This is a genomic window from Pseudomonas sp. URIL14HWK12:I12 (assembly GCF_003097135.1).
Lineage (GTDB): Bacteria > Pseudomonadota > Gammaproteobacteria > Pseudomonadales > Pseudomonadaceae > Aquipseudomonas.
In genome coordinates this window covers 264,296-279,955 of sequence record NZ_QEQL01000003.1, presented here as the reverse complement: position 1 = coordinate 279,955, position 15,660 = coordinate 264,296, and the positions used below count along the sequence as shown (strand labels likewise).

16 protein-coding genes are annotated in these 15,660 nt (G+C 64.2%); 9 read left to right on the top strand and 7 right to left on the bottom strand.

The window, feature by feature from the left end; genetic code table 11:
• Positions 1-164 precede the first annotated feature (164 nt).
• From F474_RS11425 to F474_RS11410, 4 genes are read left to right on the top strand one after another with little or no spacing between them, the layout of a single operon-like run.
• Positions 165-1,517, top strand: coding sequence for a pitrilysin family protein (locus F474_RS11425; RefSeq protein WP_097084513.1), 1,353 nt, complete (start codon positions 165-167; stop codon positions 1,515-1,517).
• Complete coding sequence (locus F474_RS11420) at positions 1,514-2,962, top strand: pitrilysin family protein (RefSeq protein ID WP_097084512.1); 1,449 nt, start codon at positions 1,514-1,516, stop codon at positions 2,960-2,962. The genes F474_RS11425 and F474_RS11420 overlap by 4 nt, the downstream gene beginning before the upstream one ends.
• Positions 2,962-3,552 (top strand): 16S rRNA (guanine(966)-N(2))-methyltransferase RsmD, encoded by a 591-nt coding sequence (gene rsmD / locus F474_RS11415; protein WP_097084511.1) that lies wholly within the window; start codon positions 2,962-2,964, stop codon positions 3,550-3,552. The genes F474_RS11420 and rsmD overlap by 1 nt, the downstream gene beginning before the upstream one ends.
• Positions 3,553-3,556: 4 nt before the next feature.
• Positions 3,557-4,555: a hydrolase gene (locus F474_RS11410; RefSeq protein ID WP_097084510.1), complete on the top strand. Its 999-nt coding sequence runs from the start codon at positions 3,557-3,559 to the stop codon at positions 4,553-4,555.
• Here the strand turns inward: F474_RS11410 and F474_RS11405 are convergent.
• Both F474_RS11405 and F474_RS11400 read right to left on the bottom strand, forming a co-directional pair.
• A complete protein-coding gene (locus F474_RS11405; RefSeq protein ID WP_097084778.1) occupies positions 4,537-5,391 on the bottom strand; it encodes a sulfurtransferase in 855 nt (284 codons plus the stop codon). The two genes, F474_RS11410 and F474_RS11405, sit on opposite strands and share 19 nt — an antisense overlap.
• A gap of 57 nt (positions 5,392-5,448) precedes the next feature.
• Positions 5,449-6,108 carry a TetR/AcrR family transcriptional regulator gene (locus tag F474_RS11400; protein ID WP_097084509.1) on the bottom strand — a complete coding sequence of 220 codons (660 nt, stop codon included), beginning with the start codon at positions 6,106-6,108 and terminating at the stop codon, positions 5,449-5,451.
• Positions 6,109-6,252: 144 nt separating this feature from the next.
• Between F474_RS11400 and coaD the strand changes: the two genes are divergently transcribed.
• On the top strand, positions 6,253-6,732 hold the full coding sequence (gene coaD, locus F474_RS11395; protein ID WP_097084508.1) for a pantetheine-phosphate adenylyltransferase: 480 nt from the start codon (positions 6,253-6,255) through the stop codon (positions 6,730-6,732).
• 90 nt (positions 6,733-6,822) lie between these two features.
• The gene (locus F474_RS11390) at positions 6,823-7,074 is read left to right on the top strand and encodes a YfhL family 4Fe-4S dicluster ferredoxin (RefSeq protein WP_010222176.1); all 252 of its coding nucleotides are present in this window, start codon (positions 6,823-6,825) and stop codon (positions 7,072-7,074) included.
• On the opposite strand, the gene F474_RS11385 is transcribed toward F474_RS11390, so the two are convergent.
• From F474_RS11385 to F474_RS11375, 3 genes are all read right to left on the bottom strand, one after another.
• Complete coding sequence (locus tag F474_RS11385) at positions 7,071-7,415, bottom strand: multidrug transporter (RefSeq protein WP_097084507.1); 345 nt, start codon at positions 7,413-7,415, stop codon at positions 7,071-7,073. The two genes, F474_RS11390 and F474_RS11385, sit on opposite strands and share 4 nt — an antisense overlap.
• Positions 7,416-7,512: 97 nt before the next feature.
• Positions 7,513-8,325: a bifunctional DNA-formamidopyrimidine glycosylase/DNA-(apurinic or apyrimidinic site) lyase gene (mutM, locus tag F474_RS11380; protein ID WP_097084506.1), complete on the bottom strand. Its 813-nt coding sequence runs from the start codon at positions 8,323-8,325 to the stop codon at positions 7,513-7,515.
• Between the two features lies 1 nt (position 8,326).
• Entirely contained in the window at positions 8,327-9,139 is an 813-nt protein-coding gene (locus tag F474_RS11375) for an HDOD domain-containing protein (protein ID WP_176510721.1), read from the bottom strand.
• A gap of 191 nt (positions 9,140-9,330) precedes the next feature.
• On the opposite strand from F474_RS11375, the gene F474_RS11370 reads away from it, so the two are divergent.
• The 3 genes from F474_RS11370 to ilvD all read left to right on the top strand — a co-directional run bounded on the left by F474_RS11370 (position 9,331) and on the right by ilvD (position 13,891).
• A complete protein-coding gene (locus F474_RS11370) occupies positions 9,331-10,527 on the top strand; it encodes a class I SAM-dependent rRNA methyltransferase (protein WP_097084504.1) in 1,197 nt (398 codons plus the stop codon).
• Positions 10,528-10,676: 149 nt separating this feature from the next.
• Positions 10,677-11,846 carry an MFS transporter gene (locus tag F474_RS11365; RefSeq protein ID WP_097084503.1) on the top strand — a complete coding sequence of 390 codons (1,170 nt, stop codon included), beginning with the start codon at positions 10,677-10,679 and terminating at the stop codon, positions 11,844-11,846.
• Positions 11,847-12,052: 206 nt separating this feature from the next.
• Complete coding sequence (ilvD, locus tag F474_RS11360) at positions 12,053-13,891, top strand: dihydroxy-acid dehydratase (RefSeq protein ID WP_097084502.1); 1,839 nt, start codon at positions 12,053-12,055, stop codon at positions 13,889-13,891.
• Positions 13,892-13,932: 41 nt separating this feature from the next.
• Here ilvD and F474_RS11355 read toward each other — a convergent pair whose 3' ends face one another.
• Both F474_RS11355 and F474_RS11350 read right to left on the bottom strand, forming a co-directional pair.
• Entirely contained in the window at positions 13,933-15,006 is a 1,074-nt protein-coding gene (locus F474_RS11355) for a phosphorylcholine phosphatase (protein ID WP_097084501.1), read from the bottom strand.
• Between the two features lie 91 nt (positions 15,007-15,097).
• A complete protein-coding gene (locus F474_RS11350) occupies positions 15,098-15,610 on the bottom strand; it encodes a dihydrofolate reductase (protein ID WP_097084500.1) in 513 nt (170 codons plus the stop codon).
• Between the last annotated feature and the right edge of the window lie 50 nt (positions 15,611-15,660).

Here is a 15,660-nt window from a genome sequence, read left to right as displayed (position 1 = left end):
ATCGCAGAACAGACTGCATTTTACCCGGCACGTTCACGAGTAACGTTTTGTTCAGGTGATTGGCGGGATATCCGCTGACCAGGCGCGGCGGAAGCAGTATCCTAGCACCTCATCGCCCTGCCGCGCTAAGCCCGGTTAGGCCCCTCGACAGGTTTGGATTCCCCATGAACGCATTAGCACGCCGCCTCGCAGGCCTGCTCGCCGGCGCGGTATGCCTGCCCCTGGCGGCCCTCGCCGCCGAGCCACAGCCCACCACTGAATTCACCCTCGCCAACGGCCTCAAGGTCGTGGTGCGCGAAGACCATCGCGCGCCGATCGCCGTATCGCAGATCTGGTACAAGGTCGGTTCAAGCTATGAAACGCCCGGGCAGACCGGGCTTTCACACGCCCTTGAACACATGATGTTCAAAGGCAGCAGCAAGCTGGCAGCCGGGGAAGCCTCCCGCGTATTGCGCGACCTGGGCGCCGAGGAAAACGCCTTCACCAGCGACGACTACACCGCCTTCTATCAGGTGTTGGCGCGCGACCGGCTGCCAGTCGCCTTCGAGCTGGAGGCCGATCGCATGGCCACCCTCGCCTTGCCGGCCGACGAGTTCAAGCGCGAGATCGAAGTCATCAAGGAAGAGCGCCGCCTGCGCACCGATGACAAACCGACGCAAAAAGCCTTCGAGATGTTCAAGGCCGCAGCGTACCCGGCCAGCGGCTACCACACCCCTACCATCGGCTGGATGGCCGACCTGGACCGCATGTCTATCGAAGACCTGCGCCACTGGTACCAGAGCTGGTACACCCCAAACAACGCGACGCTGGTAGTGGTCGGCGACGTGAAGCCCGACGAGGTCAAGGCACTGGCGGAAAAATGGTTCGGCGCCATCCCACGGCGCGAGACCCCGCCGGCCAAGCTGCCGCTGGAGCTGGCAGCGCCCGGCGAGCGCCTGCTTACCCTGCATGAGCGCACCCAGCTGCCCAGCCTGATCATGGGCTTCAACGTGCCGGGCCTGGCCACTGCCAGCGACCCGCGCAGCGCCAATGCCCTGCGTTTGATCGAAGCGCTGCTCGACGGCGGCTACAGCGCCCGTTTGTCTTCTCGGCTGGAACGTGGCCAGGAGCTGGTGTCGGGCGTTTCGGCAAACTACGACCCCTACAACCGGGGCGACAGCCTGTTCACCCTCAGCGCCACCCCCAACGTGCAGAAGCACAAGACCCTCGCCGACGTAGAGAAAGGCCTGTGGCAACAGCTCGACGAGCTCAAGGCCAAGCCCCCTACCGCCCAGGAGCTGGAACGGGTGCGCGCTCAGCTGATAGCCGGCATCGTGTTCCAGCGTGACTCGATTTCCAGCCAGGCCATCGCCATCGGCCGGCTCGAAACCGTGGGCTTGTCCTGGAAGCTGATCGACAGCGAAGTAGACGACCTGCAGAAGGTCACTCCCGAAGATGTCCAGGCCGCCGCTCGCGCCTTCTTTACCCGCGACCGCCTTACCGTCGCCCATGTATTGCCGCAGGAGGCCGCCCAATGAGCCATCGCCAGGCACTCTCCGCACTGCTGGCCGCCTGCCTGCTGGCCAGTGGCACCCAAGCGATCGCCGATGAACCCGCGCCGGCCCACAAGGGCCTGGAAACCGTTGCCCAGCTCAGCCAGGCGGCGCCGGTGCACCGCGAGCTGAACGTGCAACGCTGGACGACCGAGGCTGGGGCCCGGGTGATGTTCGTCGAGGCCCATGAACTGCCGATGTTCGACCTGCGCCTGACCTTCGCCGCCGGTAGCAGCCAGGACGGCAAGCAGCCCGGGCTTGGCCTGCTCACCAACGCCATGCTCAACGAAGGTGTCGCAGGCAAGAGCGTCGAGGCCATTGCCCAGGGCTTCGAGGGCCTGGGCGCCGACTACGGCAACGGCTCCTACAAGGACATGGCCGTGGCCACCCTGCGCAGCCTGTCAGCCAGCGACAAGCGCGAGCCTGCGGTGCAACTGTTCAGCGAAGTGGTAGGCCGCCCTACCTTCCCAGCCGATTCCCTGGCGCGCATCAAGAACCAGTTGCTCGCCAGCTTCGAGTTTCGAAAGCAGAACCCCGGCTACCTGGCCAGCAGTGCCTTCGCCGAACAGCTCTACGGCCAGCACCCCTACGCACACAACAGCGAAGGCGACGCCCAGAGCGTGAAAGCCATTACCCAGGAACAGTTGCGCGCCTTCCACAAGCGGGCCTATGCGGCGGGCAACACGGTGATCACCCTGGTGGGCGACCTGACGCCGGAGCAGGCCAAGGCCATCGCAGAGCAAGTGTCGCATGCCCTGCCCAAGGGCCCGGCGCTGCCACCGATGCCTGAGCCGGCGGAGCCCAAGGCCGGTATTACTCATATCGAGTTTCCGTCCAAGCAGACCCACCTGCTGCTGGGCGAGCTGGGCATCCAGCGCACCGACCCCGACTTCGCCGCCCTGAGCATGGGCGCGCAAATCCTGGGTGGCGGCGCCTTCGGTACCCGCCTGATGAGCGAGGTGCGGGAGAAACGCGGCCTGACCTACGGCGTTTACGCAGGCTTCACCGCAATGCAGGCCAAAGGCCCTTTCAGCATCAGCCTGCAAACGCGTGCCAATCAGAGCCAGGGCACCCTGGAGCTGGTGCAGAGTATCCTGCGCGACTACCTCAAGACCGGCCCGACCGAGCAGGAGCTCGCCGACGCCAAGCGCGAGCTGGCTGGTAGCTACCCGCTCACCAACGCCAGTAACGCTGCCATCGCCGGGCAACTGGGGGCCATGGGGTTCTACAACCTGCCGCCCAGCTTTCTCGAAGACTTCATGAGCCAGTCCCAGGCCCTGACGGTTGAACAAGTGCGCGATGCGATGAGCAAGCACCTGGATGCAGACAAGCTCGTCGTAGTCACGGTGGGCCCAACGGTCGAACAGCAAGCGCTGCCCGCGCCGTCCGACACCCCGGCCGTACAACCCATGGGCGTCCCGGAGCATTGATGGCTATCGCACCTAAAACCAAAGCCCACGGCGGCACCGGCCAGCTACGCATTATCGGCGGCCAGTGGCGCAGCCGCCGCCTGAGTTTCCCGGAGGGGCCAGGCTTGCGGCCTACTCCCGACCGGGTTCGCGAAACCCTGTTCAACTGGCTGGCACCCTACGTCGAGGGGGCCAGGGTGCTTGATCCCTTCGCAGGCAGCGGTGCGCTGTATCTTGAGGCGCTCTCCCGGGGTGCAGCCATGGGGCTGGCGCTGGATGCCAATACCACGGCCATCGCCAGCCTGCGGCAGAACCTCGACCTGCTCAAATGCGCCACCGGCCAACTGCTGCACACCGATGCGGTGCGTTACCTGAGCAATCAGCCCGTTCACGCTTTCGACCTGGTGTTTCTCGACCCGCCCTTTCACCAGAACCTGCTGGCCCCCACCTGCGAGCTGCTCGAACGCCTGGGCTGGCTAGCGCCAGCGGCATGGGTGTACACCGAAAGCGAAACGGCACCCTCCCAATCTGGCCTGCCTGGTAACTGGCGGCTGCACAGGGAGAAAAAAACTGGCCAGGTGCACTACGCCCTGTGGCAGCGCGACGCCTGACCCGATGGCGGCGCTTGCATCGTTCACGCCGGCCTTCGGGCTGGGGAACCCCCACCTGCAAACCCTGTGGGGCCCGCTGTGGCGCAAAATGCCGCCCCTGGAGCGGCAACGTGAGCGGCTCTGGCTGGCTGACGGCGACTTCATCGACGTCGACTGGCACGGCCCTCACCAGGCGCATACCCCCTTGGTGCTGGTGCTGCACGGGCTGACAGGTTCTTCGAACTCACCGTACGTTGCAGGCCTGCAACGCGCCCTGGGTGCCGTTGGCTGGGCCAGTGCAGCGATCAACTGGCGAGGCTGCTCCGGCGAGCCCAACTTGCTAGCGCGCAGCTACCACTCCGGCGCCAGCGAAGACCTGGCCGAGATCATTTCGCTGCTGGCTGCGCACCGCCCCATGGCACCGCTTTATGCCGTCGGCTATTCGCTGGGCGGCAACATTCTGCTCAAGTACCTGGGCGAAACGGGCCGGGATTCTCCCATCCAGGGCGCCGTAGCGGTGTCAGTGCCCTATCGCCTCGACCAATGCGCTGATCGCATCGCCTTGGGCTTCTCACGTATCTACCTGCGTCATTTCATGCGCGAGATGCTCGGCTACCTGCAGCTCAAGCAGGCTCGCTTTCAACAGGAGGGCCGCCTTGATGCCCTGGCCAGCCTGCGCGCCCTGGGCACACTCGACGGCATTCGTGATTTCTGGCAATTCGACGGCCGCGTGACCGCACCACTGCACGGGTTCGACAGCGCCCAGGACTATTACCGGCAAGCTTCCAGCCGTTACTACCTGGGCGGCATCACCACGCCGACGTTGTTGATCCAGGCCGAAGATGACCCCTTCGTGTTTCGCCACAGCTTGCCCGAGCCCCACGAGCTGCCTGCTTGCACCACCTTCGAACGCCATGCCCGTGGCGGGCATGTCGGTTTCGTCGAGGGCAGCCTGCGCGCCCCGGCGTATTACCTGGAGCGGCGCATTCCGCAGTGGCTGATGGCTCAGGCCCCCGTGGCTTGAGGCCGCTGCGGGTCAGTGATCCATTCGCTCCAGGAGCCGGCGTAGAGCTTGCCGAGGGGGTAACCTGCCAGGCACATGGCGAACAGGTTATGGCAGGCCGTTACACCCGAGCCGCAATAAGCCACCAACTGCTCAGGCGGGCGATTGCCAAGGGCGGCGGCAAAACGCCGGCGAAGGGTTTCAGGCGCCAGGAACCTCCCGTGCTCATCCAGATTGCCGGTGAACACCAGGCACTGAGCGCCTGGAATATGCCCGGCCACGGGGTCGATAGGCTCCACTTCGCCGCGAAAACGCGCCTCGGCCCGCGCGTCTACCAACGTAAGGCGCTCCTCTCCCAGCCGATCAAGCAGCTGCTGTGCGGTGACAACCATGCTTGCATCCGGCTTGCCTGAAAAAAGCCCGTGGGCTTTATGCGGAGGGTCCAGGCTCAGCGGTAGGCGGGCGTCGTGCCAGGCCTTGATGCCTCCGTCGAGCAAATAGACGCCACTGCGCTTACCCAGCCAGGCCAGCAGCCACCATGCGCGAGCGGCATAAGCACCATTGCCATCGTCATAGAGCACCACCTGGCTGTCGGCATTCACACCGAACGCCTGCAGCCGCTCCAGCAGGTGGCCGGGGGTGGGCAGAGGGTGCCGGCCGGTGACCCCTTTGACCACCTTGCTCGACAGGTCGCGTTCCAGGTCAGCGAAATGAGCACCTTCAAGGTGGCCTTCGTTGTAACTGCGCCGGCCGTAGTCGGGGTCTTCCAGCGAAGAGCGGCAGTCGAGCACGACCAGGTTGCGTTCGCCAAGGCGTGGGGCCAAGGCTTGCGGGGTGATCAGTTGGGCGATGGGCATGGCGATTTGGGTTCCGGCAAATGCTGGGTTGATCGGCGGCGGCGGCACAAGTTCCGCTTAGCCGAGTCCTTGTTCGTCGTCCATCATGAGCGGTGTGAAGAACTCGTCCATCAGACTTTCGACGCCCCCTCGCCAGTCAGGCTGCACAAACCCATACACCAGCGATAGCACTTGGTAACAGCCACGGCGTATGACGTCGCGCTCGCGGTCGGGCTGCGGCCCGCTGGTGCAGCGGTAGCGCACCCAGGCAGTCAGGACAATCCACAGGTTGAGGGTCAGCGCCTCGGCCTGGCGCTCGCCTACCACCACGATCCCCGCTTCATTGAAGGCTGCGACCAGTTTGCCCCCCTGTGCGATGCATTGCCGGGAGAACACACGATAGCGGCTGGCAAGCACCTCGTCGCTGGCCAACAGGTGCTCGAGGTCGCGATAGAAGAAACGGTATTGCCATAGCAGTTCCAACAGGCAGGAAAGGTATGCACTGAGGTCGCCGATGCCCGGCGCGCGCTCCTGGGGCAGCTGCATGGCCTCTTTGACGGCCGCTTGATAGCGCTCGAACAGCACCGCCACGATCGCCTGCTTGTTGGCGAAGTGGTAGTAGAGGTTGCCGGGGGAAATGTCCAGGTGAGCAGCGATATGGTTGGTACTGACACTACGCTCGCCCTGCTGGTTGAACAGCTCCAGGCTGGCCTGGACAATGCGTTCAGGGGTCTTCATGCAGTAGAACTACCTGTCTGTTGGGGGGGCTATCTTAGCCAGCGAAGCGGCCGATGCAAAAGCCGGCTTGGCAGGCGTGCTTGGCCGGTGCCGGTTGCTACGCTACCATGCGACACTTCAACCGGCCTCGATCAGGACACCGCGATGAACCGAGTGTTGTACCCAGGCACCTTCGACCCCATTACCCGGGGCCACGGCGATCTGGTCGAACGCGCCTCGCGCCTGTTCGACACCGTGGTGATCGCGGTAGCGGCAAGCCCCAAGAAAAACCCACTGTTTGCCCTTGAACAACGGGTTGAACTGGCGCGTGAGGTTACCCGGCACCTGCCCAATGTCGAGGTGATGGGGTTTTCCAGCCTGCTGGCGCAATTCGCCAAGGAACAGGGGGCCAACGTATTGCTGCGTGGGCTGCGTGCCGTGTCCGATTTCGAATACGAGTTTCAGCTCGCGAACATGAACCGCCAACTGGCACCGGACGTCGAGAGCCTGTTTCTTACACCGTCGGAACGTTATTCGTTCATCTCCTCGACCCTGGTACGGGAGATCGCAGCCCTGGGGGGCGACATTTCCAAATTCGTGCACCCGGCAGTGGCCGACGCATTGACGGCGCGCTTTCCTCGCTAAGCCACGGGCGTGCATCGCACGCCACAATGGGGCAAAATGGGCCATCCGTTTTGCCTATGCCCATGAGCGCAAGCCTGGGCCGGAGTCTCAATGTCCCTGATCATCACCGACGATTGCATCAACTGCGACGTCTGCGAACCCGAGTGCCCGAACGCCGCCATCTCGCAAGGCGAGGAGATCTACGTGATCGACCCGAACCTGTGCACCCAATGCGTGGGCCACTACGACGAGCCGCAATGCCAGCAGGTTTGCCCGGTCGACTGCATCCCGCTGGATGAAGCCCACCCGGAAACCGAAGAACAACTGATGGAAAAATATCGCCGCATCACCGGCAAGGCCTAGCGCTGCCGGTTGTAGCCGCTTTCAGTACAGCCCAGGCAGCGCACGAAGGCCGCCTTGCCGGGCTCGACCACCAACGCCTTGCCCGAAGCACCCACATTGCCGCCGGCAGCGGTGAACGGTAACGCCACCACGAACAGCCCCGCCCCTACCACGGTAGCTGCGATCAGCAACGGCCGGGCGATGAGCAGGTCGCCGATCATGGCGAAGGCAGGCGGGTTCTGGATCTGATAAGTGGCATCCCCGGTCGTGCTGGTCTCGCCGCTGAGCTCGGCCCAGGCAGGCATGGCTTGCGCGGCCAGGCACAGGGCCAGCGAAAGGGATAACACGCGAAACGGCTTCATGGCACGGTCCTTCTGCTGTGCGGGGCTCGGTGGAAATACACCTCACTATATCAGCGGCGCAGGGTTTGTCAGTTTACGGCCTGTAGCGCAGTTGTATTCATTTTTGGCACGTGCCGCAGAACACGCTGGCACGCTGGCCCAGCCGTACTTCGCGCAGCGCTCGCCCGCAGACCTTGCACGGCTCGCCACCTCGGCCGTAAGCGAACAGCTCCTGCTGAAAATAGCCCGGCTGGCCGTCACCACCGATGAAATCACGCAACGTGGTGCCGCCGCGCTCGATGGCATTGGCCAGGATACGCTTGATCTCCTGCGCCAACCGCAGGTACCGCGCACGAGAAACGCCGCCGGCCTCGCGGCGCGGGTCGATACCGGCAGCGAACAGGGCTTCGGTGGCGTAGATGTTGCCCACGCCCACCACCACGGCGTTATCCATGATGAAAGGCTTGATCGCCATCATCCGCCCACGGGATAGCTGAAACAGCCGCTCGCCGTCGAACAGGTCGGTCAGGGGCTCTGGGCCAAGGCGCTTGAGCAGCTCGTGGGCATGAGGGTTGGTGCTCCACAGCATGGCGCCGAAGCGCCGCGGGTCGGTGTAGCGCAGGGCCACGCCTGATTCCAGCTCGATATCGACGTGCTCATGTTTGAGCGGCGGCTGGTCAACCGGCACCAGCCGCAGGTTGCCTGACATGCCCAGGTGGCAGATCAAGGTACCGGCCTCGGCATTTATGAGCAGGTATTTGGCACGCCGCTGCACCTCGACGATGCGCTGCCCTGAAAGCCGCGCATCGAGGTCGTCGGGGATCGGCCAGCGCAGCCGGCGGTCACGCACCACCACACGGCTGACCCGCTGGCCTTGCAGATGCGGGGCTATGCCGCGGCGGGTAGTTTCGACCTCTGGCAGTTCCGGCATGTCAGTGGCTACCCAACTCGCGAATGTTCACCATCAGGTTATCGAACTCGTACTCGGACAACCCGACGTAGTCGAGCACCAGCGGCCCGACCGCCTCCCATTCGTGGTCGACGCTCTGCCCGCCGATCACCTGGTAGGATGCGCTGATGTGTTCGGCCATCTTCAGGATCGAAAGCAGGTTCTTGAGCGGCACCTGCTGGGCTGACTCGTCGGCGAAGATCGCCAGGGCATTGTGATGATTGGCGATGGCCGCGCAGACGTTCTCCGGCAACCGCCAGGAACGCGCCGTGTAGTAACCCACAACGGCATGGTTGGTATTGAGGGCTGTGTTTTCGCTGTCGACCACCCGCGTGTCAGGGCCGGCATTTGCATAGGCCTGCTCAAGCACCTGCATGTAGTTGGGAAAGCGCTTTAGCATCAGCGGCACGCCGCAATCGTGGAACAGCCCGAGCGCATAGGCTTCATCGGCCGCCTGCGAGCCCAGGCGCTTGGCCAGGGTGGCGCAGCAGTTGGCGACGTCCTGAGCGGTATCCCAGAAACGGTTGAGGGTGACGATGGTTTCGTCACTCATCTCGCCCTTGATCGACTGAGCGTTGATCAGGTTGATCACCGAGCGGCTGCCAAGCAGGTTCACCGCCTTCTGGATCGAGGCGATCCGGTTGGCCAGCCCGTAATGGGGCGAATTGATGATCTTGAGCAAGGCGCCGGAGAGGCCCGGGTCCTGTGCGATCAGCCGGGCGATCGCGTTCAGGTCCGGGTCGGGCATGTACTGCTCCATCTGCAGGTCGACGAGAATCTGCGGCTGCGGCGGCACGCTGATGCCTTGCAGCGCCTGTTCGATCTGCTCGGGGGACAACTCTAACGACATGGCGGCACGCTCCGAATAGACCTTGGATTCTACTCCTGCCCCGGCACTTTTAGCACAGGGTTTGGCCGAGCGGCACTCCGGTTTGATGACAGCAGGCTGCACCTCTATACTTTCGGCCCTTTTCCCGGAGCACCACCATGGCCCTCCCCAGCCTTCGCCTCAAAGCCAACGCCGACCGCCGCCTGCGCGCTGGGCACCTGTGGGTGTACAGCAACGAGGTCGACGTTGCGGCCACCCCGCTCAACCGCTTCGGGGCCGGCGAGCAGGCGGTGCTGGAGGCCGCGAACGGCAAGCCACTGGGGATTGTGGGCGTAAGCCCGAACAACCTCATCTGCGCCCGGGTGTTGTCACGCGACCCGAAACTGGCGCTGGACAAATCGCTGCTGGTGCATCGCCTGAACGTGTGCCTGTCGCTGCGCGAGCGCCTGTTCGACAAGCCCTTCTACCGCCTGGTGTATGGCGACTCCGACTTGCTGCCGGGCCTGGTCGTCGACCGCTTTGGCGATCACCTGGTCGTGCAGCTGGCCTCGGCGACCATGGAGGCGCACAAGGAAGACGTCCTGGCGGCACTGGTGCAGGTGTTGCAACCGCGCGGCATCCTGTTCAAGAACGACTCCTCTGCACGCGACGCCGAAGGCCTGGAGCGCTATGTCGAAACCGTGTTCGGCGTGGTGCCGGAGTGGGTGCCGTTGGAAGAGAACGGCGTAAAGTTCGAGGCGCCCGTGATGCAGGGGCAAAAGACCGGCTGGTTCTACGACCACCGCATGAACCGTGCGCGCCTTGCACCCTACGTCAAAGGCAAGCGCGTGCTCGACCTGTTCAGCTACATCGGCGGCTGGGGCGTGCAGGCAGGCGCATTCGGGGCGAGCGAGGTGTTTTGCGTCGATGCATCGGCCTTCGCACTGGACGGCGTCGAACGTAACGCAGCCCTGAACGGCATCGCCGAAAAGCTCACGTGTGTCGAGGGCGACGTCTTCGAAGCGTTGCGCGAACTCAAGGCGGCTGAAGAGCGTTTTGACGTGATCATCGCCGACCCGCCTGCCTTCATCAAACGCAAGAAAGACCTCAAGAACGGTGAAGGTGCCTACCGCCGCTTGAACGAGCAGGCCATGCGCCTGCTGGCCCGCGACGGTATCCTGGTCAGCGCTTCGTGCTCGATGCACCTGCCCGAAGATGACCTGCAGAACATCGTGCTCACCAGTGCCCGCCATCTGGACCGCAACGTCCAGCTGCTCGAACGCGGCAGCCAGGGCCCCGACCACCCGGTGCACCCGGCCATCGGCGAAACCCGCTACATCAAGAGCCTGACCTTCCGCGTACTGCCCAACAGCTGACCGCCCCGGGGCCGCCGGGCTGATCGGCGGCCCCCTCTCAGGGGAAGCTTTTTTGGTAAAGTTTCCTACAGACCCGTGGGAATAGGCTGCTAGCACAGGCGTAACGTGGCCCCTATCCTGCGTCTTTCTCTGCCAGCCGTACCGTGCCGATGACCGCCCACAATCGCAATGCCACTCTGTTCCTGATTCTGACGCTCATCGTGCTTGGCGCCCTTCCGGTGGACCTCACCCTCGCCGCCCTGCCCGCCATCGCCAACCACTTCGGCCTGGCGCTGCCCGACGCAGCGCTTTGCGCCAGCCTCTACGCGCTGGGCATCGCCGCCGCTCAACCCTGGATCGGCAACCTGGTGCAACGCTGGGGGCGCAAGGCGGTATTGATAGCGGGCCTGGCGCTTTCAGGTGTAGCGGCTGCCGGGATCGTGCTGGTCGAGCAGAGCTGGGCTCTGTTGGTATTGCGCGCCCTTCAGGGGCTCGGTTGCGGCACGCTGGTGCTGGTGCATCACCTGCTCAGTGGGCGTAGCGTTCGAGGGCGGCAGTTGCTGGGGGCTCTTGCATTGCTGGCGGCATTGCTGATCGCCATCGCACCGCTGATGGGGGCTTGGCTGCAGGCGCGTTACGGCTGGCAGGTGGTATTTCTGGCCTATGAGTTTCTGGTGCTGTTCACGGTCGGCCTGATGATCGGGGTACTCGACGACACCCCCGCCGCCGGGCAAGCCAGGCCTGCCAGCTTCCGCCACGAGCTGGCGCAGCCAGGGGTGGCCGGCTACTCGGTGCTGGCAGGGCTCGCGTTCGGCTGCCAGTTCACGGCGTTGCTGGCGCTCCCGGTGGTCGGCACCCTGGTCTATGGGCTGTCGCCCTTTCAGGTCGGCTTCGCGCTATTGGGCTATGGCATCGCGGTGCTGGCCAGCGAGGCCATCGGCGGGGCGCTAGGCCAGGTACTCAGCGCTAACAACTCGATGCGCGCAGGCCTGAGCCTGCTCGCGGTGGCGTCGGCGGCGCTGGCGCTGTCACTGCGCGAGGCAAGCCCGGCCTGGTTCCTGGCCCCCTTGCTGGCCACCACCCTGGGCACCTGCCTGGTCAGGGCCACCGCTTCCAGCCAGGCGCTGGCCCTGGCCGATGACCATGACACCGCCCAAGCCCTGGGCAACAGCATCACCTTCGCATGCGCCGGCCTGTCGAGCCTGGTGGCGCTGCAGATCCAAGCCGACGTGCGCGTGGGCGTGCTGGTGATGTTTCTCGCCGCCACGCTGGTCGCGGCGCTGCTGCTGGCATCGGTGACTCAACATCAGGCCAGTGATCGCGAGGCTGTGAAGCTTTGATACAAGGGCGTTCATTCCTTGGGCTAGCGGTGTAGAATCGGTGCATTCATCGCCATTCACCCCCCGGCGGGTTTATGAGCTCGGCCCTGGCGCGCGGCGATCCCGCAGTGCTTCGGCCACACCCAGGCGGCTGGCTATCTGCCAAGTCCGCACAGGCCAAGACAGCTCGCTCTCATCCAAACCTGATTAGCCGTCCGGAGTGCTTCATGCCCGACTATCGCTCGAAAACATCCACCCACGGCCGCAACATGGCCGGCGCTCGTGCCCTCTGGCGCGCCACCGGCATGAAAGACGACGACTTCAAGAAGCCGATCATCGCCATTGCCAACTCCTTCACCCAGTTCGTCCCAGGCCACGTCCACCTCAAGGACCTCGGCCAACTGGTTGCCCGTGAAGTCGAGCGTGCAGGGGGCGTGGCCAAGGAATTCAATACCATCGCCGTAGACGACGGTATCGCCATGGGCCACGACGGCATGCTGTATTCGCTGCCCAGCCGCGAAATCATCGCCGACTCGGTCGAGTACATGGTCAACGCGCACTGCGCGGATGCCATCGTGTGCATCTCCAACTGCGACAAGATCACCCCCGGCATGCTCATGGCTGCGCTGCGCCTGAACATCCCGGTGGTGTTCGTTTCCGGTGGCCCGATGGAAGCTGGCAAAACCAAACTCGCCAGCCACGGCCTCGACCTGGTCGACGCCATGGTCATCGCCGCCGACTCCACCGCTTCCGATGAGAAAGTCGCAGAGTACGAGCGCAGTGCCTGCCCCACCTGCGGTTCGTGCTCCGGCATGTTCACCGCCAACTCGATGAACTGCCTCACCGAGGCCATGGGCTTGTCACTGCCGGGCAATGGGTCGATTCTGGCCACCCACGCCGACCGCGAGAAGCTGTTCCTCAAGGCTGGCCGTACCATCGTCGAGCTGTGCAAGCGCTATTACCACGACAACGACGAGTCGGTGCTGCCGCGCAACATCGCCAACTTCAAGGCGTTTGAAAACGCCATGACCATGGACATCGCCATGGGCGGGTCGACCAACACCATCCTGCACCTGCTGGCCGCGGCCCAGGAGGGGGAGGTGCCGTTCGACCTGCGCGACATCGACCGCCTCAGCCGCAGCGTGCCGCAACTGTGCAAGGTGGCGCCCAACACCCCGAAATACCACATGGAGGACGTACACCGCGCCGGCGGTATCTTCGGCATCCTCGGCGAGCTGGCTCGCGGCGGGCTGTTGCACACCGATGTGTCCACCGTGCACTCGCCTACCATGGCGCAAGGCATTGCCGAGTGGGACATCAAGGTCACCCAGAACCCTGACGTGCTCGAGTTCTACAAGGCAGGCCCGGCCGGCATCCCGACCCAGACCGCCTTCAGCCAGGCCACTCGATGGGACAGCCTCGATGACGACCGCGCCGAAGGCTGCATTCGTAGCTACGAGAATGCCTATTCCAAGGAGGGCGGCCTGGCCGTGCTCTACGGCAACATCGCCCAGGACGGCTGCGTGGTGAAAACCGCAGGGGTCGATGAGTCGATCCATGTGTTCGAGGGTACCGCCAAGGTGTTCGAGAGCCAGGACGGCGCCGTGCGCGGCATTTTGGCCGACCAGGTGAAAGAAGGCGATGTGGTGATCATCCGCTACGAAGGGCCCAAGGGCGGGCCGGGCATGCAGGAGATGCTCTACCCCACCTCGTACCTGAAGTCCAAAGGGCTGGGCAAGGCCTGTGCCCTGCTCACCGACGGCCGCTTCTCCGGTGGCACCTCGGGCCTGTCCATCGGCCACGCTTCGCCTGAAGCCGCCGCCGGTGGCGCCATCGGCCTGGTGCGCGACGGGGACAAGATCCTGATCGATATCCCCAACCGTGGCATCAACCTGTTGGTAGACGACGCCGAGCTCGCCGCACGCCGGGCCGAGCAGGACGCCGAGGGCTGGAAGCCTGCCGAGCCGCGCGCACGCCGCGTGACCACTGCGCTCAAGGCCTATGCCCTGCTCGCCACCAGCGCCGACAAAGGCGCTGTACGCGATAAAGCCCTGCTCGACGGCTGACCCAGCCTCACACGGGGGCCTGCCTGGCCCCCGTGCCTGCCTTACTGAATATCCTCAGGCTTGACCACTACCCACTGTTTGTCCGCAGTCACCGGCAAGCCTTCGGCTTTCTGCGCCTGGGCGTTCTGCTTGATCATCGCATTGAGCTGGTCCATGTACTTGGCCTTGCGATTGATCCACAGGTGGATACCCCCCTTGGCCGTGTCGACGCCGTGGAACAGCATGTAGCCATCACTGGTTGGCGTATCGCCCCCCACCAGTACAGGTTTCTTCCACTGGTCGATGTACGTGAGGATGGCCGCCTGCTTGCCTGCCATCCAGGTCGCGGGCGTCCATAGGTACGGCGTGATCACCAGGCCCATGTTGGCCTTCGGGTCGTAGTGGCCGGCGGCGATCTGCTTGCGCGCGGTCGTCAATTCACCCGTTTTGGGGTTTTTCAGCAGAGTGGTCACGCCGATCACGTTCTGCGGTTTGACGTTGTAACCGTACTTCGGGTCGGCGGCCACCATGCGCACCAGCTCTTCGTGGGCGGCGGTCACTACGTACACCTCGATGCCGTTTTCCATCAATTTGTTATAGAGCTCGGCCTGCCCGGTGAACACCTTCGGCGGCTGCACTTCGCTTTTGACGACCTTGTCGCCTTCGAAATAGCTCACCGGCACCGGCTTGCCCGACGCCATCAGCTCGTCTACGTAGCCTTTGAGCTGTTCGAGTGTCAGGCCGGAGAATACCTGCGCCACCCAGGGGTAACAGACCATGTCGTCGACTTCACACAGCCGGTAGTAATAGCTGAACAGGCTCTCCTTGTGGCCGTCGACGTCCTTGAAAGGCATTAGCTTCAGCGAGGGGTCCAGGTTTTCGCGCGTCAGCACGCCCTTGTTCTCGAGGTAGGGCAGCAGAGACTCCTCCAGGTCGTAGCGATAGCTGGTGTTGTCCATGTCGAACACCGCGTAATTGCCCTTGTTCGCATTGGCGGCAATCATGGCGTCGAGTTGCTTGGCCGCTTCGGCGGGCCAGTGCTTGAGCTCGGTGGCTGCACGGGCCGTGGCCGTCACTACGGTTGAGGCCAGCGCAAGGCAGGCGGCAATGACGAGGGGCTTGAACACAGGCTTCATAGGCATCGCTCCGATGGGTGATCGGAGCACGCTAGCAGATTTGCACTGAACGATTATTTCAAGGGCGACAGCGCCGGCATGCAATGCGACTTCAGGCGCGTTCCCACACTTCGAAGTGGTAAGCCGGCTTGCCCTCTACCGCCGGATTGGGCGCATCTTGCACTTTCTTCCAGGCCGAACGGTCGAACTCGGGAAACCAGGCATCACCCTGTGGAGCCAGCTCGACCCGGGTGAGGTACAGCCGGTCGGCGTGCGGCAGGCCAAGGGCATACAGCTGAGCGCCCCCGATCAGCATCACCTCGCTGGCGCCCTGCTCGCGCGCCCAGGCCTCGGCCCGCTCTATGGCCGCCGGCAGGCTGCCGAACACTTCGGCGCCCTCCAGCACCAGGCCCGGCTGGCGGCTGACGACCAGGTTCAGCCGCCCCGGCAGGGGCCGCCCGAGTGAGTCCCAGGTCTTGCGGCCCATGATGATGGGCTTGCCCAGGGTCGTGGCTTTGAAGTATTTGAAATCGCCCGGCAGGTGCCAGGGCATGCTGTTGTCGATGCCGATCACGCCGTTCTCGGCGTGGGCGGCGATCAGGCTCAGGGGAAGTGTCTTGTTCATGGCCGGAGCATAACAGAGCCGGCCTGACGCAGGTTATGCTGCCCCGGCCG

Bases quoted from the DNA above. Each gene is read 5' to 3' on its own strand.
- ilvD (WP_097084502.1), top strand. From the start codon at position 12,053: ATGCCCGACTATCGCTCGAAAACATCCACCCACGGCCGCAACATGGCC.
- F474_RS11420 (WP_097084512.1), top strand. From the start codon at position 1,514: ATGAGCCATCGCCAGGCACTCTCCGCACTGCTGGCCGCCTGCCTGCTG.
- F474_RS11370 (WP_097084504.1), top strand. From the start codon at position 9,331: ATGGCCCTCCCCAGCCTTCGCCTCAAAGCCAACGCCGACCGCCGCCTG.
- coaD (WP_097084508.1), top strand. From the start codon at position 6,253: ATGAACCGAGTGTTGTACCCAGGCACCTTCGACCCCATTACCCGGGGC.
- mutM (WP_097084506.1), bottom strand. From the start codon at position 8,325: ATGCCGGAACTGCCAGAGGTCGAAACTACCCGCCGCGGCATAGCCCCG.
- F474_RS11385 (WP_097084507.1), bottom strand. From the start codon at position 7,415: ATGAAGCCGTTTCGCGTGTTATCCCTTTCGCTGGCCCTGTGCCTGGCC.
- F474_RS11390 (WP_010222176.1), top strand. From the start codon at position 6,823: ATGTCCCTGATCATCACCGACGATTGCATCAACTGCGACGTCTGCGAA.
- F474_RS11425 (WP_097084513.1), top strand. From the start codon at position 165: ATGAACGCATTAGCACGCCGCCTCGCAGGCCTGCTCGCCGGCGCGGTA.
- F474_RS11405 (WP_097084778.1), bottom strand. From the start codon at position 5,391: ATGCCCATCGCCCAACTGATCACCCCGCAAGCCTTGGCCCCACGCCTT.
- F474_RS11410 (WP_097084510.1), top strand. From the start codon at position 3,557: ATGGCGGCGCTTGCATCGTTCACGCCGGCCTTCGGGCTGGGGAACCCC.
- F474_RS11400 (WP_097084509.1), bottom strand. From the start codon at position 6,108: ATGAAGACCCCTGAACGCATTGTCCAGGCCAGCCTGGAGCTGTTCAAC.
- F474_RS11355 (WP_097084501.1), bottom strand. From the start codon at position 15,006: ATGAAGCCTGTGTTCAAGCCCCTCGTCATTGCCGCCTGCCTTGCGCTG.
- F474_RS11350 (WP_097084500.1), bottom strand. From the start codon at position 15,610: ATGAACAAGACACTTCCCCTGAGCCTGATCGCCGCCCACGCCGAGAAC.
- rsmD (WP_097084511.1), top strand. From the start codon at position 2,962: ATGGCTATCGCACCTAAAACCAAAGCCCACGGCGGCACCGGCCAGCTA.
- F474_RS11365 (WP_097084503.1), top strand. From the start codon at position 10,677: ATGACCGCCCACAATCGCAATGCCACTCTGTTCCTGATTCTGACGCTC.